This is a genomic window from Microvirga medicaginis (assembly GCF_052658925.1).
In genome coordinates this window covers 155,540-175,805 of the sequence record NZ_JBQWEL010000010.1, presented here as the reverse complement: position 1 = coordinate 175,805, position 20,266 = coordinate 155,540, and the positions used below count along the sequence as shown (strand labels likewise).

At 58.8% G+C, this 20,266-nt stretch carries 15 protein-coding genes and 1 riboswitch; of the genes, 5 read left to right on the top strand and 10 right to left on the bottom strand.

Annotation, left to right across the window (positions count from 1 at the left end; translation table 11 throughout):
* Nucleotides 1-25: 25 nt before the first annotated feature.
* On the bottom strand, nt 26-823 hold the full coding sequence (locus tag ACUXUR_RS14690; RefSeq protein WP_445503131.1) for an ABC transporter ATP-binding protein: 798 nt from the start codon (nt 821-823) through the stop codon (nt 26-28).
* Nucleotides 824-1,119: 296 nt separating this feature from the next.
* On the opposite strand from ACUXUR_RS14690, the gene rutR reads away from it, so the two are divergent.
* Nucleotides 1,120-1,806 carry an HTH-type transcriptional regulator RutR gene (rutR, locus tag ACUXUR_RS14685; protein ID WP_445503130.1) on the top strand — a complete coding sequence of 229 codons (687 nt, stop codon included), beginning with the start codon at nt 1,120-1,122 and terminating at the stop codon, nt 1,804-1,806.
* A 76-nt stretch (nt 1,807-1,882) separates the two neighbouring features.
* Here the strand turns inward: rutR and preA are convergent, their stop codons facing one another.
* The 8 genes from preA to ACUXUR_RS14645 all read right to left on the bottom strand — a co-directional run bounded on the left by preA (nt 1,883) and on the right by ACUXUR_RS14645 (nt 12,007).
* Nucleotides 1,883-3,214 carry an NAD-dependent dihydropyrimidine dehydrogenase subunit PreA gene (preA, locus tag ACUXUR_RS14680; RefSeq protein WP_445503100.1) on the bottom strand — a complete coding sequence of 444 codons (1,332 nt, stop codon included), beginning with the start codon at nt 3,212-3,214 and terminating at the stop codon, nt 1,883-1,885.
* Between the two features lie 11 nt (nt 3,215-3,225).
* Nucleotides 3,226-4,590, bottom strand: coding sequence for an NAD(P)-dependent oxidoreductase (locus tag ACUXUR_RS14675; protein ID WP_445503099.1), 1,365 nt, complete (start codon nt 4,588-4,590; stop codon nt 3,226-3,228).
* A gap of 473 nt (nt 4,591-5,063) precedes the next feature.
* Nucleotides 5,064-6,671 (bottom strand): phytoene desaturase family protein, encoded by a 1,608-nt coding sequence (locus tag ACUXUR_RS14670; protein WP_445503098.1) that lies wholly within the window; start codon nt 6,669-6,671, stop codon nt 5,064-5,066.
* A 48-nt stretch (nt 6,672-6,719) separates the two neighbouring features.
* Nucleotides 6,720-7,505, bottom strand: coding sequence for an amino acid ABC transporter ATP-binding protein (locus ACUXUR_RS14665; protein WP_445503129.1), 786 nt, complete (start codon nt 7,503-7,505; stop codon nt 6,720-6,722).
* 49 nt (nt 7,506-7,554) lie between these two features.
* Nucleotides 7,555-8,529, bottom strand: a complete 975-nt coding sequence (locus ACUXUR_RS14660) for an amino acid ABC transporter permease (RefSeq protein WP_445503097.1) — start codon at nt 8,527-8,529, stop codon at nt 7,555-7,557.
* A gap of 42 nt (nt 8,530-8,571) precedes the next feature.
* On the bottom strand, nt 8,572-9,858 hold the full coding sequence (locus ACUXUR_RS14655; RefSeq protein ID WP_445503096.1) for an NAD(P)/FAD-dependent oxidoreductase: 1,287 nt from the start codon (nt 9,856-9,858) through the stop codon (nt 8,572-8,574).
* Between the two features lie 51 nt (nt 9,859-9,909).
* A complete protein-coding gene (locus ACUXUR_RS14650) occupies nt 9,910-10,737 on the bottom strand; it encodes a transporter substrate-binding domain-containing protein (protein WP_445503095.1) in 828 nt (275 codons plus the stop codon).
* 538 nt (nt 10,738-11,275) lie between these two features.
* Nucleotides 11,276-12,007, bottom strand: coding sequence for a GntR family transcriptional regulator (locus ACUXUR_RS14645; protein ID WP_445503128.1), 732 nt, complete (start codon nt 12,005-12,007; stop codon nt 11,276-11,278).
* Nucleotides 12,008-12,268: 261 nt separating this feature from the next.
* Between ACUXUR_RS14645 and ACUXUR_RS14640 the strand changes: the two genes are divergently transcribed.
* From ACUXUR_RS14640 to ACUXUR_RS14625, 4 genes are all read left to right on the top strand, one after another.
* Nucleotides 12,269-13,282: an SIS domain-containing protein gene (locus tag ACUXUR_RS14640; protein WP_445503094.1), complete on the top strand. Its 1,014-nt coding sequence runs from the start codon at nt 12,269-12,271 to the stop codon at nt 13,280-13,282.
* Nucleotides 13,283-13,308: 26 nt separating this feature from the next.
* A complete protein-coding gene (locus ACUXUR_RS14635) occupies nt 13,309-14,121 on the top strand; it encodes a PfkB family carbohydrate kinase (protein ID WP_445503093.1) in 813 nt (270 codons plus the stop codon).
* Between the two features lie 101 nt (nt 14,122-14,222).
* A riboswitch (cobalamin riboswitch) is annotated at nt 14,223-14,428 on the top strand.
* Nucleotides 14,429-14,532: 104 nt separating this feature from the next.
* Nucleotides 14,533-17,391 (top strand): ribonucleoside-diphosphate reductase subunit alpha, encoded by a 2,859-nt coding sequence (locus ACUXUR_RS14630; RefSeq protein WP_445503092.1) that lies wholly within the window; start codon nt 14,533-14,535, stop codon nt 17,389-17,391.
* Nucleotides 17,392-17,474: 83 nt separating this feature from the next.
* Nucleotides 17,475-18,593: a ribonucleotide-diphosphate reductase subunit beta gene (locus ACUXUR_RS14625; protein WP_445503091.1), complete on the top strand. Its 1,119-nt coding sequence runs from the start codon at nt 17,475-17,477 to the stop codon at nt 18,591-18,593.
* Between the two features lie 46 nt (nt 18,594-18,639).
* Here the strand turns inward: ACUXUR_RS14625 and ACUXUR_RS14620 are convergent, their stop codons facing one another.
* Nucleotides 18,640-20,262: an ABC-F family ATP-binding cassette domain-containing protein gene (locus tag ACUXUR_RS14620; protein ID WP_445503090.1), complete on the bottom strand. Its 1,623-nt coding sequence runs from the start codon at nt 20,260-20,262 to the stop codon at nt 18,640-18,642.
* Nucleotides 20,263-20,266 lie beyond the last annotated feature (4 nt).

Genomic DNA, 20,266 nt, shown 5'->3' with positions numbered 1-20,266 from the left:
CGGAGAAACTGCGAGAGAGAGGGTTTCAGTCGTCATAGGAATGCCCCGCTCTCAGACCCTCGCGGACCCTTTGGGCAATCTTCAGGAATTCAGGACTCTCACGGATATCGAGAGTACGCTCACGACCCAGAACGCTTGCGTCGATGACATCGATGATACGCCCCGGACGTGGCGACATGACCACGATCTTGGAGGAGAGAAAAACCGCTTCCGGAATGGAGTGTGTGACGAACAGGACCGTCTTGCCGGTTTTGTCCCAGAGCCTGAGCAGCTGCTCATTCAAATGGTCGCGCACGATCTCGTCCAGCGCACCGAACGGTTCATCCATGAGCAGGAGTTTGGGGTCGAAGGAAAGAGCGCGGGCGATGGACGCGCGCTGCTGCATGCCGCCGGAGAGCTGCCAGGGAAACTTGTTCTCGAATCCTTTCAGGTTCACAAGCTCAAGCTGCTTTGATGCCTTCTCACGCCTCTCGGCTTTGGAGACGCCGAAGATTTCAAGCGGCAGTTCGATGTTCTTCTGAATGGTACGCCAAGGATAGAGTGCGGGAGCCTGGAAGACGAAGCCATAGTCGCGACGCAACCGCGCCTCTTCCGGGCTCACGCCATTGATATGGATTTGGCCGCCCGTCGGCTGCTCAAGATCGGCGATCACGCGCAGCAACGTCGTCTTTCCGCAACCGGAAGGGCCAATAAACGAGACGAACTCCCCTTCTGCGATCTGCAGATCCACGTCGGACAGAGCATAGACAGGGCCGTCCGCGGTCTCATAGGTCAGTGACACCCCCCTGATCTCAACGACAGGCGCCGATGCGGGTTGTTTCATAGCGCTTTGTGCAGCAAGCGTAGCCGGCATCTCGTTCTCACCGATCCATTCATTCGTCACGCGCTTCAGCACTGTCACACTCTCCAGAGTCTCTGGGTTTGTCTAGGCAAGAATCGTGCCGTTCCCACTCTGCCGGAAACTCTGCACCACTCATTCGAGGCCATTGCCCAGATCATAAGCACCGCGCCGCCGCTTTCAGCATCATGCGAATGACGCCCGCCATTACTTACCGATTGCATCTCAACAGCGATATTGCGCGAGTCCACATCCGCAACGTAATGTCTACTCCAGATAGAATGAGAAGGTGTCGATCGGTGGCTGATGAGATAGGCCAGGACCCGCAAATGTCCTCGCGCAAGACCAGAGCGGGAGAAGCGAATGTTCAACGCATTCTTGACTCGGCTCTGACTATTTTCGCAGCCTACGGCTTGAGGGGCGCCCGTATCGATCAGATTGCCGAAGCGGCTGGCTTGTCGAAGCCGAACCTGCTCTATTACTTCCGCACCAAGGAAGAGCTTTACACAGCGGTTCTCGCACGAACCCTCGACATGTGGCTTGAGCCTTTGCGCGAGCTTGATGGAACGAGCGACCCGAGGGTCGCGCTGAGTGCCTATATCAACCGCAAGCTCGAATACTCGCGCACGCATCCCTCAGCCTCGCGCCTGTTCGCTTTGGAAGTGCTGCAAGGCGCAACGCATTTGAATGTGGCCCTGACTGGCACCCTGCTTGAAATCGTGGAGGCGAAATCCCGCATCATTGAAAGCTGGATTGCTGAGGGGAAGATGCGCTCCATTGACCCTAAGCACCTCATCTTTGCCATATGGGCAACCACGCAGCATTATGCTGATTTCAGCACCCAGATCGAGGCGATCACCGGCAAGACCATTGCTGACGACGACTTCTACGAGACTGCCCGCACGACGCTCACAAGCATTCTCCTCGACGGCATTTTGCCGCCTGGACCTGAGGAACTGGACAATTGAAACAGCCATAGCGGCGATCCAATAATATCGAGACGTAAATGGAAACGGCGCCAGTCGCCCGGCGCCGTCATGCTGTTCACTCTGCGGGCTCGAGCGGCTCGAGAGGTTTCTTCGCGACTTGAGGATTGTTCGGGTGCTGCGTCCAGTTGAGGTATGAGCCATCCACGAGACGTCCTGTCCGACGATCCACCTCATTCACGAGCGGCACCATGGTGATACAGTTCTCAATGGGACAGATGCTGGCGCAGAGATTGCATCCGACGCACTCCTCATCGATCACCTCGAAGTGCCGCACGCCGTCCTTCAGATGTGTGATCGCTTGATGCGAGGTATCCTCGCAAGCCACATGGCAGCGGCCGCACTTGATGCAGAGATCCTGATCGATATGCGCCTTCACAGCGTAATTGAGGTTGAGGTACTGCCAATCCGTCACGTTCGGCACGGCTGCGCCGACGAAGTCGCAAACTTTAGAATAGCCGCGCTCATCCATGAAGGCTTCGAGACCCGTGATCATCTCCTGAACGATCTTGAAGCCATAGACCATGGCGGCGGTGCAGACCTGAACCGTGCCGGCGCCCAAAGCCATGAACTCTGCTGCATCGCGCCAGGTTTCGATGCCGCCGATGCCTGAGATCGGCAGACCATGCGTTGCAGGCGAGCGAGCGATTTCAGCAACCATGTTGAGCGCAATCGGCTTCACCGCAGGACCGCACATGCCGCCGTGGGTTGCCTTGCCGTCCGTATGTGGCCTCGGAATCATGAGGTCGAGATCGACACCGACGATGGAATTGATCGTGTTGATGAGCGACACCGCGTCGGCACCGCCGCGTTTGGCGGCTTCCGCAGGTTTGCGGACGTCCGTGATGTTGGGCGTGAGCTTCACGATGACTGGCATGCGCGAATGCGTCTTGCACCAGCGCGTGACCATCTCGACATATTCCGGCACCTGGCCGACCGCCGCGCCCATGCCGCGCTCGGACATGCCATGCGGGCAGCCGAAATTGAGCTCGATTCCATCGGCTCCGGTCGCTTCAACGCGAGGAAGAATGCGCTTCCAGGCCTCCTCCTCGCAGGGTACCATGAGCGAGACGACGATGGCCCGGTCCGGCCAGCGGCGCTTCATCTCGGTGATTTCCTGCAGGTTCACCTCGAGCGGACGATCCGTAATGAGCTCGATGTTGTTGAAGGAAGACACGCGCCGATCGGGTCCATGCACGACGCCGTAGCGTGGGCCTGAGACGTTGACGATCGGAGGCCCCTCCTCACCAAGAGTCTTCCAGACCACGCCGCCCCAGCCAGCGCGGAAGGCGCGCTCGACATTGTATGCTTTGTCGGTGGGCGGCGCCGAGGCGAGCCAGAAGGGGTTCGGCGATTTGATGCCGCAGAAATTGACGCTGAGATCCGCCATGTCTCTCTCCCCTATTCCGCCGCCATCGGCACGAAGCCTTGAAGGGTGCGATCGATCGACAAGGCTGCCTGTTTGCCATCCTCGACGGCCACCACCGTGAGATCGCGGCCTCCAGCCACGCAGTCGCCGCCAGCCCAGACATCCGGCAGAGAGGTACGGCGATCAGCATCAACGGCGATGCGCCCTCGATCGAGATCGAGCACCTCACTCGATCCTTCAAGAACCTGTGGCACGAAGAGCTGGCCAATGGCTTTGAAGAGCTGATCCGCCGGCAGTTCGAAGATCTCGCCCGTATCGGCAAGGCGCCCGTCGCGCTCCGCTGTTGCCGCGAAGGCGACGGACCGGAGCACACCGTCCTTGCCATGAACGGCGGCCGGTCGCGCCCAGTGACGGACCACGACGCCCGCAGTGAGCGCCAGTTCCTGTTCGTAGCGGCTGGCGCCCATCTGCTCTGCACCGCGACGGTAGACGATGGTCACCTCCTCCGCTCCGAGTTTCTTCGCCTGCACCGCAGCATCGACAGCTGTCATGCCGCCGCCAATGACCACGACGCGTCGTCCGATCGGCAACGTGGAGAGATCCGTCGACTGGCGGAGAGCCTCGATGAAGGCCACCGCATCCTCGACGCCGCGCAACCCGCCGTCGTCGACTCCAAGAGCGTTCACCGCCTGAAGGCCTAGACCGAGGAACACGGCATCGAAGTCGCGCCGCAGATCGGCCAGGGTGAAATCGTGCCCGAGCACCTGACCGCACCGCAGCTCGATACCTCCGACGCTCAGGATCCACTCGACTTCGGCTTGCGCGAAATCGTTGGTCGACTTGTACGAGGCGATCCCATGCTCATTGAGACCGCCGGCCTTCTGCCGCTTGTCGAAGACCACCACGTCATAGCCGAGCGTGGCGAGCTTATGCGCACAGGAAAGGCCTGCAGGGCCCGCTCCGACAACTGCGACCCGTCTGCCGTTCGGCGCACCGCGCTTGTAAAGCTGACGTCGAGAAGCCATGACCGCGTCGGTGGCATGGCGCTGGAGCTGCCCGATGATCACAGGCTTTCCCTCCGCCTCATTACGCACGCAGGCCTGCTCGCAGAGCGTCTCCGTCGGGCAGACGCGGGCACACATGCCGCCAAAAATATTAGAATCGAGAATGGTCTTGCCTGCGCCCGTCGCATTGCCGGTGGCGATCTGCCGGATGAAGAGCGGGATGTCGATGCTCGTCGCGCAGGCCGTCACGCAAGGCGCGTCGTAGCAGAACAGGCAGCGCTCTGCCGCCACTCGCGCCTCGTGAGCATCGAGAGGAGCATGGAGATCGGAAAACGCGTTACAGTAATCGCCCGAGGGCAGCCGCCCGCCTCGGATATCGGGTGCTGAAGGCATAAGTCCTCCTGCGCGCTCAAGGCGCGTTCTGCAGGCTGTCGATCCGTTCACCTCGGCCAGCCTCTTTTGGGCAAGCTCTTATTTGACCATCCGATCAAAACTTTTGAATACTGTCAAACACTGTTTAGAATGATCTTTATTCGCACGGCCTTGCAAATGTTCGCCGCGCATCTGTGTAGGATACGATTAAACAATGCGAAAAGCACAAGAATTCGGCGGTTGGGTACAATCCTCAGCTGAGCGTGCCCACAGACGGCAATGTGCGCTCCAACCAAGCTCACGCACAGCCTGTGCTTCTTTGGTGAGAGAATACGCAGGACTCAAGGTGGACGAGAGTTCAAGCAGGGCTCGAAGTTCCCAGTGATCCGGGTATGTTCGCTCTGTGGGTGCGCAAAAGAGCGGAGCCGGCACTGTGATGCCGGCTCGGACACGCGCGATCTTGCTTGTCTATCTGTGGGCAGCTTCGAGGCGCGTCAGCGCAGCTGCCGCATGTCGGCCATGACGGCCCGCGCCGCGTTATGGCCGGGCGCCCCTGTCACACCACCACCCGGATGCGTCCCTGCGCCGCACATATAAAGACCTGTGATCGGGGCGCGATAATCGGCGTGGCCCAACATGGGTCGAGCACTGAAGATCTGGTCGAGCGTCAGGGCACCATGGAAGATATCGCCGCCGATCAGGCCGAAGGTGCGCTCGAGATCGAGCGGGCTCATGATCTGCCGCCCGACCACGCTCTCCTTGAAACCGGGAGCATAGCGGTCGACGGTGGCGATCATCAGGTCGGCTACCTCCTCGCGGTGATCGTCCCACGAACGACCATCCGTGAATGTCGGTTGGACATGCTGACAGAACAGGCTCGCCACATGCATGCCCTCGGGCGCAAGGCTGTCATCGAGCGTCGAGGGGATGAGCATCTCGACCACCGGCTCGCGGCTCCATCCGAAATGCTTTGCGTCGTCATAGGCCCGGTCCATATAGGCGAGCGACGGTGCGATGATGATGCCGGCGGTATGATGATCGGCCACCTCCCGTCCGGGAAGAGCCGTAAAGCTCGGCAAGGATGAGAGCGCCACATTCATCCGGAACGTGCCCGAGCCCGACTTCCAGCGCCGCATACGGCTCAGGAAGTCTGCCGGGAGGGCATCTTCCGGGACCAGCTTATCGAAGAGAAGCTTGGGGTGAACGTTGCCAGCCACGGCGCGCGAACGGATCGTACGGCCGTCCTTCAGGGCGACGCCAGCCGCCCTTCCCTTTTCGATAATGACCTCACGGACCGGGGCGCTGGTTTCAATCTCGACGCCGCGTTCGCGAGCCGCCTTTGCCATTGCCTGCGTGATCGCGCCCATGCCACCGATGGCATGCCCCCAAGCGCCCTTCTTTCCATTCACCTCGCCGAAGACATGGTGAAGCAGCACATAGGCCGTGTTCGGCGTATAGGGGCTCGCAAAATTGCCGACGATGGCATCGAAACCGAAGACTGCCTTCACGCAATCCGTCTCGAACCAGCCATCGAGATAATCGCCTGCTGATTTGGCAAAAAGATCGAGCAGAGCTCGTCGATTGGCCATAGAGAGCCCGCGCAGGCGGTTACCGGTCATTAAGGCGCGCCAGCCCTCTGAAAGCGCGACCCGCCAGCCGCTGGCTACGAGATTCGGAGGCTGTTGAAGAACGAGATCGCGCAGGACATCCGCGATGGCGTCGATTTCGCTGGAATAGGCATCGTAGCGCTCGGCATCCCTGGCGCTGAAGCGCGCGATCTCGGATCGGGTCACGCCCTCACCGATCTTCAGGTATTGGTCGTCAGGAAGGGGCAGGAAGTTCGACAGACGACGTTCGACAACCTTCAGGCCGTGGCGAGGCAGGTCCAGATCGCGAATGATCTTGGGGTTGAGCAGACTCACCGTGTACGAGGCCACGGAATTGCGGAAACCAGGATGGAATTCCTCAGTGACAGCCGCACCGCCCACGACGGAACGCTGCTCGAAGACCTTCACCTTGTATCCGGCGGATGCAAGATAAAAGGCGCAGACGAGACCGTTATGCCCTGCCCCGATGATGACGATGTCGCAATCGTGAGCCACGCTTCTTTCCTCTTAACCCAATGATTATAAATGGCTGTCGAGCCTAGATCAGTGAAGGATCTGGCTCAAGAAGGTACGAGCGCGCAGCTCCTTGGGATTCGAGAAGAACTCGGAGGGCGTGCCTTGCTCGACGATCTCGCCACGATCCATGAACACGACCCGGTCGGCCACCTGCCGGGCAAAGCCCATTTCATGGGTGACGACAGCCATGGTCATCCCCTCGCCAGCGAGCTGCGTCATGGTGTCGAGCACCTCCTTGACCATTTCGGGATCAAGCGCGGAGGTCGGCTCGTCGAACAGCATGATGTCGGGCTGCATGGAGAGAGCCCGCGCAATGGCGACACGCTGCTGCTGGCCACCGGAGAGTTGCGAAGCATATTTGTGAGCCTGGTCCGGAATACGTACCTTGCCAAGGTAATGCAGCGCTCTTTCTTCGGCCTCTTTCTGCGAGACGCCGCGCACGAGGCGCAGCGCCAGCGTGCAGTTTTCCAGCACCGTCAGGTGAGGAAACAGATTGAACTGCTGGAATACCATACCGACCCTTTTCCGCACGGCCTCCACGGCTTCGGGCTTTCGGGTCAGCTCGACGCCATCGACGAAGATCTGCCCCTCCTGAAAGCTTTCCAGCGCATTAATGGTGCGGATGAGTGTCGATTTTCCGGAACCTGACGGGCCGCAGATGACGAGTTTTTCCCCACGAGCAATGGTGAGGCTGACGTCCTTCAGGGCTTGAAAGGTGCCGTACCATTTCGACAGGTTCTTGATCTGGACGGAAGGGATTGCTCCCATGGGCTCAGGCGCCGTTTCCACGAGAGAGAGTTTTTTCTTCTGCATCACGAATAAATCTCCTCTCACACGCGCATGGTTTCGATAATGACATGCATTATCGCATCTGAGCCCTGTTGAAGCGCCGCTCGATGCGCACCTGGACGAGCTCCAGAACGATAGACAGTATCCAATAGATCAGCGAGGCGGTGATCATCATCTCCACATGACGGAACTCGGTCTGCCCCTGGGTGCGGGCGAGATACATGAGCTCCCACACGCCCACCACAGACACCAGCGAGCTGTCCTTCAGCATGGCGATGAACTGGTTTCCAGTCGGCGGGATGATGATGCGCATCGCCTGGGGAAGAATGATGCGGGTCAGCGTGTCTCTCGGCTTCAATCCGAGAGCGCGGGAGGCCTCCCATTGGCCTTTCGGAATGCTCTCGATGCCAGCGCGGAAGATCTCGGTCATATAGGCACCGTAGCAGAGCGACAGAGCCAGGATACCGGCGGGAACCGCGTTGATGACATATCCAAGCTGCGGCAGACCAAGATAAATCATATAGATCTGCATGAGCAGCGGCAGACCGCGAAAAAGTGAGGTGTAGAAATTCGCTATTCCTAACGCGATGCCGTTGGAGGACAGCTTTGCGATGGCACCGATCATCGCCAGGATCGATGCGACGACGATCGAGATGGCCGACACATAGAGGGTCGTCACCAGGCCCTGCGTGAGCAGGAAACCGATCTTGCGGCGGATAAACTCGAAGCTGAGATCGAACGAATAGAAGAACAGCAGAACCAGCAGTGCAAGCTCTACCCAGACTGCATACATCTGATGCTTGATGCTCAGACGCATCACGAAGGCGACGTTCAGCGCGACGATACCTGTGATGAGCAACGCGACGAGGAGATTTGCGGCGGAGGGAGAGCCTTCTGCCAGTCCGAAAAGTCCCGCAAGCATTTTGCCGAATGATGTGGCTCCGGCCTGCGCGTAGAGAAGAATGCCGAAGAGAAGCCCAAGACCCGGAATGAAGACGGACGGCCGGGACAGCAGCCTCGGGTAATCGACATTATCGGCGTAATGCATCAGGCCAATCCTCTCTCAAACCCATTTCAATGCAAATTAAGTCTATGCCGACTTCCGCTCCCGGAAGAGATCGGCCGCCTGATAAGCCCAGTATGTGAGCTGAGCGGCTGCGCGGCCTGCAACCCAGCCATTCCAGGCAAGGCCGAAGGGAGCAAACAACTTGTACCGATCCGTCTCGCCGAGGATCGCTTCAGCAATCACGCGCCCGCCGATGGCGGTGGTGTTCATGCCATGTCCGCCGAAGGCCGTGCAGTACCAGACGCCAGGCTGCAACCGTCCGACCTGAGGCATCATGTGACGCGCATAAGACATCAGACCCGACCAGACGATCTCGACATCGAGGTCTTTCAGCTGCGGATAGGTCGAGACCATGGTCTTATGCAGCAGACGACCCAGAAGGCGCGGCTCTGTGGTCCGTGTCGTGATCTTGCCGCCCCAGAGGATGCGCTCGCCGCCATCGACGACGCGATAATAATCACCGGCACGCCGGTCATCGCCGATAGCTGCATCGGTTCGAATCGCGCTCGCAATCAGCTCCCGGTCAGGCTTGGTCAGCATCACATAGGTCGCGATGGGCAGGTAGCTATGCTTGAGCTGCGGAATGAGATTTCCGGTATAGCCTCCCGATGCGATCACCAGATGATCAGCCTCGACAGCGCCATGCGCGGTCTTGGTGATCTTGGCCGCACGATTTAGGGCCACCGCAACGGCAGCCGATCCTTCGTAAATCTTGCCCCCTAACCGCTCGATTTCCGCGGCAACCGCCCGGGCATAGGTGAGAGGATTGAAATGGAAGGCATTCGGATCGTACAGCGCCTGGTAGTAGCGCGGCGAGGCGAGCAGCTGCTTCACCTCGTCGCGGCTCTTGAACTCGATCCTGTAACTGAATTCCTTTTCCAGCCAATCGCGATGTGCCTTGAGACCATCCGTCGCCTCGTAGCGTACAGCGCCCAGAATGCCATGAGTCGGCTTCGCGTCTTGAATGGCAAAGGCGTGGACATTCTTCAGAACATCCTCCATGCCTTCGATGGAAAGGCGGTGCAGCTCCTTGGCATGATCGGCACCGACCATACGCTGGATGTTCTTGTAGCGGGCCGCCCAACCGGGGCTCACGAAGCCACCATTGCGCCCCGAGGCGCCCCAGGCGACTCGGTTGGCTTCCAGCACACAGACCTTCCTGCCTTTCCGCGCCAGTTCGAGAGCGGCCGTCAGACCGGCCAATCCCCCGCCCACGACACAGACGTCAACCTTCACATGCCCTTCGAGCGCCGGTCTCTGGACAGCATCCGGGCCCAGCGCCCGGCGGTAATAGGTTTCGATGTAGGACATGATCGGTCGCGTCGTGTTGCGGGAGGGAGATTCAATCAGGTTACGGCACGCTTACTTGCTGTAGTCGGCGCCGTACCATTTCGTGGTCAGCTTGCTCAGAGTGCCATCATCCTTCATGCTCTGGATGATGCTGCCGAGCTTGGCGGTCCATTCCGGATCACCCTTATCTGTTACCACCACAAGCGGCTCCTTGAAGGCGGCATCGCCGGGCAGGATCTTCACCGGATACTTGTTCTTGATGGCGTTCTGGGCCGTCTGCTCCGGTGCGATCACCGCATGGATGCGCGTGCCGTCGCCTAGACGCAGATCATCGAACGGCAGCATCGAGTCGGCATAGGTCTTCACCTCGCCCGGCGTCAGCGTGTACTGGATCGGTGCAATGCCGGGGGCATCGATCTCGAGACGGCGATTGATGTAATCCTCCGAGGTCGTGCCGGTCTCGACACCAATCTTCTTGCCGTTCAGATCACTGCGCGAGGCGGCCTTGCTGTCTTTGTGCACCACGAAGACATAAGGGCTGTAGTAGTAGATCCCTGCGAAGTCGATCACCTGAGCCCGCGCCTTGGTGGGCGTCACGGAACCGACGGCCACATCGAAACGGCCATGCCAGCGACCGCCGGTCATCACGTTCCATTCGGGCGTCTCGAAGCTTACCTTCACACCGAGGCGCTTGGCGATTTCGTTGGCGACGTCCACGTCGAAACCAACGAGCTTATTGTTGTCATCGAGATAGCTCTGCGGAGGCCACCCGCTGTTGGTCGCGACCTTCATCTCACCGGCCTTCATAACCCGGTCCATGGTCGGGCCGGCCTGAGCCGTTGCATTCATGGCCGAGACGAATCCCAAGGCCGCCATTGTGCCAAGAAAGAGCTTACGCATCCTTCATCTTTCCTCTGGTTGTGGTTGGATAACAAGGCGATAGGTATTCCCTATTTCTTGGAGCCGCAGCTCACGCCCAGTGCGACTGAGCGTCAAAACAGGCTTCCACCACATCGGGAGATGGAAGCTTTGAAAATCTTTGAAGAGAGAAGAACAGACTCGAAACAAGAACACCCGGCAGCACTCTATGCTGACCAGACTTGGCTTCGCGCGGCTGGGCAGCACCCATCAGTGCCTGAAAGGCGGATAGACCACTCTAAGCCACTCCAGCCTGCGAGGCTCCTGTCTCGCAATCTGCTGACAGCGGTCAGCCTTCAGTATACGTGAATTGCCGCACAATCAGCCACTTAGCCATCCGAACTCTCCCTCATGGCGCTTTCGCCGATTTATGTTGTCTGACAGCAGACGACTAATCTTTTCTACTGTCAAGAGTGCTGACGCTGAGGAAGAGAAAGTTTCAACCGCTACAAGCCTGAGCGGTGAGCATGCCCTGCATACTGCCCAAATTGAGAGCCGGAACAAGAAGCCGAGAGAGATTTTATTTGCGGACGAAGCTGAATGAAAAACGGCTGCCGCGATGGTAGTCCTTCGCGAAGACGACAGGAGCTCCTGTAGGCGTGAACGCAGTTTCCGTGATCAAGAAAGCCGGACCGAAATCATGCAGGTCGTTTCTCTCGCTGACATCAGGCGGCAGCATGACAGAGGCGGCAATCGCTACGGACATCCGCGGACGCATGTCATGGCGCTCCAGCAAATCGAGCAAAGATCCACTCCAGTCGATGTCGTAGAGACGATCGGAAATGATGGAACGGGGAATATAGTCCAGGCAGTAGACCAAGACCTCTTCCCCCTGCATTCGCAGCCTCTCCAGCCGAATGACGCGAGAACCAGAAGAAAGATGCAAGGCCTCCTGCACTTCCTCTGATGCGACTTCCTCAGAAATCGACAGCACTTTGTTGGTCGGGCGATATCCCGACTTATGCATCATATCAGTGACGCTCTCGAAGCAGGTGATCGGTCGCTCGACTTGGAGAGCGGCCGCAGCCGAGACAAAGCGTCCCTTGCCATGCTTCACATAAATCGCGCCATCCTGCTCCAGAAGCTTTAATGCCTCTCGCAGAGCCGGCCTTGAGATCTGAAATTTCCGGGTGAGTTCGGCTTCCGTCGGCAACTGATCGCCTGGTTTAAGACCCTGCTCATCGATCAAGGCGCTAATCGCATCGCGCAGCTGCAGAACCAGAGTTCGCTCATCACGGAGCGGGGTAATCAGAGACATATCGGATTCAGCTCACTCGTGAGGCCAGTTGTCAGTCCACTCAGGATTGAACGATCTTTGACTTGGACGCAAGCATCTCAAGCTGCCTCTCCTTTATCGCCTTCATCAAGTCTCTTCCTTGCCAGAATCCCAGGCTCAACCTGCGGATAGCGAAGCTTGCATCAAATCCATCTTGACAGCATATCGCCCCTCGCACAAGTTGTCAGACGACTGTCATTAAGTTGATCTCAGCTCCAACATTCTTCGAGAGCCTACATGCTGAACTTCGATGAAAAGCGCTTCCTGCGTATCCAATCCGGCGCCGTGTCCCATGCCGGGGGTCTCTACCGTGCTGTTCAGGAGTGCCTTGAACAGGGTGCCCAGAACCTGTTCTTTTTAGGAACCGGCGGGGCTGCGATCTTGATGATGCCTGCCGCGCAGATGCTCCAGCGGCAATCCTCCTTTGCCACATTCCTGGAGATGTCGGCAGAACTTGTCCTGACCGGCCATCAGGCACTCGGGCCCAAGTCGATTGTTGTCATCCCTTCTCTCTCCGGAACAACCAGAGAGAGCGTCGCGGCCATGGAATACTGCAAGGCGAAGGGTGCGAAGATCATCAGTCTCATCGGCCACGCGGAGACCCCTCTTGCAAAAGGGGCAGACCATTCGTTCGTGAATTTCGCCGAGGACGACACCTCCTGTGAATCCTTCTATATCCAATCGCTTCTCATCGCTCTCGCTGTCATGCACCTGCGAGGCGAATATGCCAACTTCGACGAGACCGCTCAGGAACTGGCTCACCTGCCGCATGCTTTGCTGAGCGTCAAGAGAGGCTATGAAGCCCAGGCCGAGCGCATTGCCGAAGAGATCAAGAGCGAGCCCTATCACATCATCACGGGGGCCGGCTCGACCTGGCCCGAGGCCTTCTATTACGGCATGTGCATTCTCGAAGAGATGCAGTGGGTCCGGACCCGCCCGGTCCATGCCTCCGACTTCTTTCACGGCACGCTTGAGCTGGTGGAGAAAGGCGTCAGCGTACTCCTCTTCAAAGGTGAGGATGCATCACGTCCACTCGTCGAGCGTGTCGAACGCTTCCTGCCAGCCTATACGGACAAGGTCCGTGTCTTCGACACCGCTGAATTCATGCTTCCGGGAATCTCCGACAAGGTTCGCACCTTGATCTCTCCTGTCGTTCTTGCGACGATCTTCGAACGGATCAGCGCACACCTGGAAGTGAAGCGCAACCATCCGCTGACGACGCGCCGCTATTATAAGCGTGTCACATATTGAGAAGACATGCCTGAGAGAGGTCGCCGATGAGTTCGTTCGAGTTCGCAACCGTCGGCGACAATTGCATTGATCGTTTCATGCCTCCGATAGGCGTGTCGCTGGTCGGAGGCAATGCCGTGAATGTGGCCGTGCAGCTCAGCCAGATCGGTCTCAAGACAGGCTATTTCGGCGCGGTCGGTCCAGATGAAGATGGCCGTCGCCTGCTTGCCTGTTTCAAGGATAACAGTCTTTCAATTGATCACGTGCATATCCTGCCGGGGATTACGGCATACACCAATATCGACGTCGATGAAGCTGGAGAGAGGACGCTCGCTTTCGAGGAATTTGGAGTCTGCAGAGGCTATCGCCCGAATGATTTCGACCTTCAGACTCTGTTGCAGATGAGGCACGTCCATATCGGGTGGCTCGACGATGGAGGCGCATTGCGCCGTACGTTGAGCGCCTCCGGCGTCAGTGTCTCACAGGACATCTCTGTCAACACTGATGCTCATCATCTCGGCATCGAAGGACTCGATATCGCCTTTGCCTCCGCTGGAGAGGATCTGGATCAGGCGGAGCAGGTCCTGAACAACCTTCTCTCGAGAGGCCCGAGGCTCGCGGTCGTCACATGCGGGTCTCGCGGCAGTATGGCTTCCGATGGCACCTGCATCAGACGGACGGGCATCAAACCCGTGAAGGTCGTGGATACGACTGGAGCTGGTGACAGCTTCATTGCAGGCTTCATTGCCGGGTTCTCCACCGGACAGGATCTCCAAAGCTGCCTGGAGTTGGGGCGCGACACAGCGGCCGAGGCATGCTGTCATGTCGGCGGCTTTCCGCAACCGGCGCTCCCTCTCTGAGGCTTGATAGGTGGAAGGCCAATCTTGAACCACCCAACGAAGTTGGGGACATGCACACCGAGCCACTTTTCACTATATTGACGAGAGACATCTCACATGTACTACGTATTGTAGTCATGGGTCTTCGGATTCGCATCCGAAGCTAAGAGGGAATCCGGTGAGCCTAAAAGGCAAATCCGGGGCTGCCCCCGCAACTGTGAGCGACGAGTCTCCTGCCCTTATATGTCACTGGTGAGCAATCACCGGGAAGACCGGCAGAAGGCGATGACCCGCAAGCCAGGAGACCTGCCCAGGACTGACGATCTTGTCCTCGGGCGGGGTGCCCCGAAGGATCGCTCCGCTACCGCGTATGATATGCGCGGCCTGCCTCGCGTTCCTCGGCCCATGCCCCCAACATTTTGGGGTTGCCGAATGTCAAACTCTCTCTCCACAACACAAACCGCCACGGCGGTCCCTTTCGCTTCTTTCGCTGAACCGCCTGCTGGATCTGAATCCGGTTACCACATCATCCGGCGTAACGGCAGTGTCACGCCTTTCGATGATTCGAAGATCGGGTTGGCACTGACCAAGGCTTTTCTCAGTGTCGAGGGATCGACGGCTGCTGCCTCCCGTCGCGTTCATGAAACGGTTTCATCTCTCACCACAGAGATCGTTACCGCCCTCACCCGCCGGGCTGAAGCAGGGCGTATCTTCCATATCGAGGAGGTGCAGGATCAGGTCGAGCTTGCTCTCATGCGTGGTGGGCATCACAAGGTGACGCGCGCCTATGTGCTCTATCGGGAGCAGCGCGCCACCGAGCGGGCCAAGGCTGCGCCAGTGCCCGAGTCTGAAGAGCCGCGCTTGCACATGACACTGACAGACGGCATGAGAACTCCTCTGGATATGACGCGTTTGCAAGCGCTTGTGACGGAATCCTGCCAGGATTTGGCCGACGTTGCAGCAGATGACATCCTGGCTGAAACCCGGCGCAATCTTTACGACGGCATCAGAGAGACCGAGCTGGCGCTCGCACCCGTTCTCGCCGCGCGCACCTTGGTCGAGCAGGAGCCGAATTACTCCTATGTGAGCGCTCGCCTGCTGCTCGACAACCTCCGCAGAGAAGCTCTGAGCACCATCCATGGCGAGCGGCAACAGGCCACGCAGGCCGAGATGGATCAACGCTATGCCGAGTATTTTCTAAAATATGTGAAAAAGGGCGTCGAGGCAGAGTTGCTCGACGCCGAGCTCGGCCGCTTCGACCTTCATCGTCTGGCAGCAGCGCTGAAGCCTGAGCGCGATCTGAACTTCCAGTATCTCGGCCTGCAGACACTCTATGACCGGTACTTCCTGCACATTGCGGGAACCCGGTTTGAATTGCCTCAGGCCTTTTTCATGCGCGTGGCAATGGGCTTGGCCTTGCGTGAGATCAACAGAGAGGAGAAGGCGATCGAGTTCTACGATCTCCTGTCATCCTTCGACTTCATGGCCTCGACGCCGACCTTGTTCAATGCCGGCACGACGCGCCCGCAACTCTCCTCCTGCTTTTTGACGACCGTACCGGACGACCTTGACGGCATCTTCAAGGCCGTGAAGGACAATGCTCTCCTGGCGAAATACTCAGGCGGCCTCGGCAATGACTGGACGCCGGTGCGCGGTCTGGGCGCCCATATCAAGGGCACCAATGGAGAAAGTCAGGGCGTCGTTCCATTTCTGAAGGTTGCCAACGACACGGCCATCGCTGTGAACCAAGGCGGCAAACGCAAGGGCGCCGTCTGTGCCTATCTCGAGACATGGCACATCGATATCGAGGAATTCCTGGATCTCCGGAAAAACACCGGAGACGACCGCCGCCGCACTCATGACATGAATACGGCCAACTGGATCCCGGATCTGTTCATGCAGCGCGTCGCCGAGGACGGTGTGTGGACCCTGTTCTCCCCGGACGAGACGCCGGATCTGCACGATCTCTACGGCCCGGCTTTCAAAGAAGCCTATGAGGCCTATGAGGCCAAGGCTGCACAGGGCGGGATCAAGATCTTTCGTCAGGTTCGGGCGCTGGATCTTTGGCGCCGCATGCTCACCATGCTGTTCGAGACAGGACATCCCTGGCTCACCTTCAAGGACCCTTGCAACATCCGCTCCCCTCAAGGGCATATGGGTGTCGTACATTCATCCAACCTCTGCACGGAAATTACCCTCAATACATCGTTTGATGAAGTCGCCGTCTGCAATCTCGGCTCCATTAATCTCGCCCATCACGTGACGCCACAGGGGATTGACCACGAGCATCTAGCGCGCACGGTAAAGACCGCCATGCGGATGCTCGACAACGTGATCGACATCAATTTCTACACGGTCCCGGAGGCTCGCCGTTCCAACCTGCGTCACCGCCCCGTAGGTCTTGGGCTCATGGGCTACCAGGATGCCCTCCACACTCTTCGCCTGCCGGTCGCATCCGAAGGTGCCGTTGCTTTCGCTGACGAGAGCATGGAAATCATCAGCTTCCATGCCATCTCGGCCTCCTGTGACCTCGCGGCGGAGCGCGGACGTTATCCAAGCTTCGAGGGTTCGCTCTGGTCGAAGGGAATTCTCCCTATCGACTCTCTTGAGCGGCTTGCCGAAGCTCGCGGAGAACTGGAACTCGACCGCTCGGCGGCCCTCGATTGGGCATCCCTGCGCGAGCGCGTCATGCAGGTCGGCATGCGCAACTCCAATGTCATGGCCATCGCACCGACAGCGACCATCTCGAACATCTGCGGGGTTTCGCAATCCATCGAACCGACCTTCCGCAACCTCTATGTGAAGGCCAACATGTCGGGCGATTTCACGGTGGTAAACCCCGCTCTTGTGCATGACCTGAAGGCGCGCGGCCTGTGGGACGAGGTGATGATTGCGGACCTGAAATACTTCGACGGAAGTCTGGCTCCCATTGACCGTGTTCCGGACGACCTCAAAGCACTTTATGCCACGGCCTTCGAGATCGAACCGTTCTGGCTGATCGAAGCGGCGGCGCGCCGTCAGAAGTGGATCGATCAGGCGCAGTCGCTTAATCTCTACATCGCCAATCCGAATGGACGGAAGCTCGACGGCATGTATCGCCTCGCCTGGGAGCGTGGGCTCAAAACGACCTATTATTTACGTGCCACGGCTGCGACCCACGTGGAAAAATCGACCCTCAAGGGAACGGACGGCAAGCTGAATGCCGTGCAGATTGCTCCGGCCGCGGCAAGCCATGCGCCTGAGGTCAGAGCCTGCTCCATCGACGATCCGACCTGCGAAGCGTGCCAATAGGCCGCTTCAGTCACCTCTCTTTCCTGTTTACGGCCACACGGCGCATGCGCGCGGCCGACCTCCATCATTCAAGGACCTTTTCCATGCTCGACTGGGATGCTTCTCACAACGCGGCTCAACGCGCCTCCATTCCTCCTGCCCCTCTCGCCGATACCATGGGCCTTGGCTCCATCGACCGCAGCGGCGGGCGTGTCAGTGTGGATGAGAAGGCCATGATCAATTGTCGTGCCGATGTGAACCAGCTGCTGCCACTCAAATACAAGTGGGCCTGGGAGAAGTACCTCTCCGCATGCAACAATCACTGGATGCCGACTGAAGTCTCCATGCAAGCGGATATCGCGCTCTGGAAATCGCGCGATGGGCTGACAGAAGACGAGCGGCGCATGATCAAGCGCAATCTCGGCTTCTTCGCGGCCTCGGAGAGTCTTGTTGCTAACAACATCGTTCTCGCGATTTATCGGCACCTCACCAATCCGGAATGTCGCCAATATCTGCTCCGCCAGGCGTTTGAGGAGGCGGTTCACACGCACACTTTCCAATACATTGTCGAAAGCCTCGGCCTTGATGAGGGCGAACTGTTCAACATGTACCGCGAGGTTCCTTCGATTACCGACAAGGCCGCCTGGGCGCTCAAGCACACGCATGGAATCGAGAAGCCCTCATTCGCTACGGGAACTCCGGAAGCCGACCAGGCCTTTCTGCGCGATCTCATCGCCTTTTACGTCGTTTTCGAGGGCATGTGGTTCTATACGGGCTTCGCGCAGATCCTGGCGCTGGGCCGCCGCAACAAGATGGTCGGGATAGCGGAACAGTACCAATACATTCTGCGCGACGAGAGCATTCACCTGAATTTTGGGATCGACGTCATCAACCAGATCAGGATTGAGAACCCGCATCTCTGGACGCCGGCCTTCCAGGAAGAGGTTCGCCAGATGCTGCGCGAAGCAGCCGAGCTTGAAACGGCCTATGGCCGGGACACGATGCCCCGCGGCTTCCTTGGTCTGAATGCGGCGCTGTGCGAGCAATACATGCACTTCATCGCCAATCGCCGCTGTGCTCAGCTTGGCTTAGGCTCAGTCTTCGCCGATGTCGACAATCCCTTTCCATGGATGTCCGAGGCGATGGACTTGAAGAAGGAAAAGAACTTCTTCGAGACTCGCGTCATCGACTACCAGAGCGGCGGTGCTCTGGCTTGGGACTAAACGCAAAATAACGCGGGGCGCCCGACAATGCCCCGCATGCCTGACCTTAGTGCCGTAGACCGGGGGCTTCCTGGCCAGTGCGCGCCACATATTCGGTGTAGCCGCCGCCATACTGATGGATGCCGTCTGGCGTGAGCTCAAGAACCCGGTTTGACAGGGCAGCCAGGAAGTGACGATCGTGCGAGACGAAGAGCATGGTGCCCTCGTAGCGCGAGAGCGCCTCGATCAGCATCTCCTTGGTCGCCATGTCCAGGTGGTTCGTGGGTTCGTCGAGCACTAGGAGGTTCGGCGGATCGTAAAGCATCTTGGCCATCACGAGACGCGCCTTCTCGCCGCCTGAGAGCACACGACATTTCTTCTCCGCATCGTCGCCCGAGAAGCCGAAGCATCCGGCAAGCGTGCGCAGCGAACCCTGCCCCGCCTGCGGGAATGAATCCTCCAGGAACTCGAACACCGTGCGGTCGCCGTCGAGCACTTCCATGGCGTGCTGTGCGAAATAGCCCATCTTCACGCTGGCGCCGATGGTGACAGTGCCTTGGTCGGGCTTGGCACCGCCTGCAACCAGCTTCAGCAGTGTGGACTTCCCGGCACCGTTGACGCCCATGACACACCAGCGCTCCTTTCGGCGCACCGCGAAATCGAGCCCCTCATAAATGCTGCGGCTGCCATAGCCCTTATGGACATTCTTGAGGGTAATCACATCATCGCCCGAGCGCGGCGCGGGAAGGAACTCGAATGCCACGGATTGGCGCCGCTTGGGCGGCTCCACGCGTTCGATCTTCTCCAGCTTCTTCACCCGGCTCTGCACCTGCGCGGCGTGCGAGGCGCGCGCCTTGAAGCGCTCGATGAACTTGATTTCCTTGGCGAGCATCGCCTGCTGGCGCTCGAACTGCGCCTGCTGCTGCTTCTCGTTTAGCGCGCGCTGCTGCTCGTAGAACTCGTAATCGCCGGAATAGGTGGTGAGCGATCCGCCATCGATCTCGATGATCTTGTTGACGATACGATTCATGAAGGCGCGGTCGTGCGAGGTCATGAGCAGAGCGCCCTCATAGCCCTTGAGGAATTCCTCAAGCCAGATGAGGCTCTCAAGATCGAGATGGTTGCTCGGCTCGTCGAGGAGCATGGCATCAGGGCGCATGAGAAGGATACGAGCGAGCGCCACGCGCGTCTTCCAACCGCCGGACAAGGCGCCCACGTCACCATCCATCATTTCCTGGCTGAAGCCGAGGCCATCCAGCACCTCGCGGGCGCGGCCTTCGAGGGAATAGCCGTCGAGCTCCTCGTAGCGCGCCTGCACCTCGCCATAGCGCGCGATGATGGCATCGAAATTTCCCGCCTGATCCGGGTCCGCCATCACGGCTTCGAGCCCCTTCAGCTCAGCAGCCACCTCGCTGACGGGGCCAGCCCCGTCCATCACCTCGGCGACTGCGCTGCGACCCGCCATTTCGCCCACATCCTGGCTGAAATAGCCGATGGTCACGCCTCGATCGACGGAGATCTGGCCCTCGTCCGGCTGCTCCTCCTTGGTGATCATCCGAAAGAGCGTCGTCTTGCCCGCGCCGTTGGGGCCCACAAGACCAACCTTTTCGCCCTTCTGGAGGGTCGCAGAGGCTTCAATGAAAAGAATCCGGTGGCTGTTCTGTTTACTGACGTTCTCGACGCGAATCATAATC

Excerpts from the sequence above, each read along its gene's own strand:
- ACUXUR_RS14690 (WP_445503131.1), bottom strand. The coding sequence starts at position 823 with ATGAAACAACCCGCATCGGCGCCTGTCGTTGAGATCAGGGGGGTGTCA.
- rutR (WP_445503130.1), top strand. The coding sequence starts at position 1,120 with ATGAGAAGGTGTCGATCGGTGGCTGATGAGATAGGCCAGGACCCGCAA.
- preA (WP_445503100.1), bottom strand. The coding sequence starts at position 3,214 with ATGGCGGATCTCAGCGTCAATTTCTGCGGCATCAAATCGCCGAACCCC.
- ACUXUR_RS14675 (WP_445503099.1), bottom strand. The coding sequence starts at position 4,590 with ATGCCTTCAGCACCCGATATCCGAGGCGGGCGGCTGCCCTCGGGCGAT.
- ACUXUR_RS14665 (WP_445503129.1), bottom strand. The coding sequence starts at position 7,505 with ATGCAGAAGAAAAAACTCTCTCTCGTGGAAACGGCGCCTGAGCCCATG.
- ACUXUR_RS14660 (WP_445503097.1), bottom strand. The coding sequence starts at position 8,529 with ATGCATTACGCCGATAATGTCGATTACCCGAGGCTGCTGTCCCGGCCG.
- ACUXUR_RS14655 (WP_445503096.1), bottom strand. The coding sequence starts at position 9,858 with ATGTCCTACATCGAAACCTATTACCGCCGGGCGCTGGGCCCGGATGCT.
- ACUXUR_RS14650 (WP_445503095.1), bottom strand. The coding sequence starts at position 10,737 with ATGCGTAAGCTCTTTCTTGGCACAATGGCGGCCTTGGGATTCGTCTCG.
- ACUXUR_RS14640 (WP_445503094.1), top strand. The coding sequence starts at position 12,269 with ATGCTGAACTTCGATGAAAAGCGCTTCCTGCGTATCCAATCCGGCGCC.
- ACUXUR_RS14635 (WP_445503093.1), top strand. The coding sequence starts at position 13,309 with ATGAGTTCGTTCGAGTTCGCAACCGTCGGCGACAATTGCATTGATCGT.
- ACUXUR_RS14630 (WP_445503092.1), top strand. The coding sequence starts at position 14,533 with ATGTCAAACTCTCTCTCCACAACACAAACCGCCACGGCGGTCCCTTTC.
- ACUXUR_RS14625 (WP_445503091.1), top strand. The coding sequence starts at position 17,475 with ATGCTCGACTGGGATGCTTCTCACAACGCGGCTCAACGCGCCTCCATT.
- ACUXUR_RS14620 (WP_445503090.1), bottom strand. The coding sequence starts at position 20,262 with ATGATTCGCGTCGAGAACGTCAGTAAACAGAACAGCCACCGGATTCTT.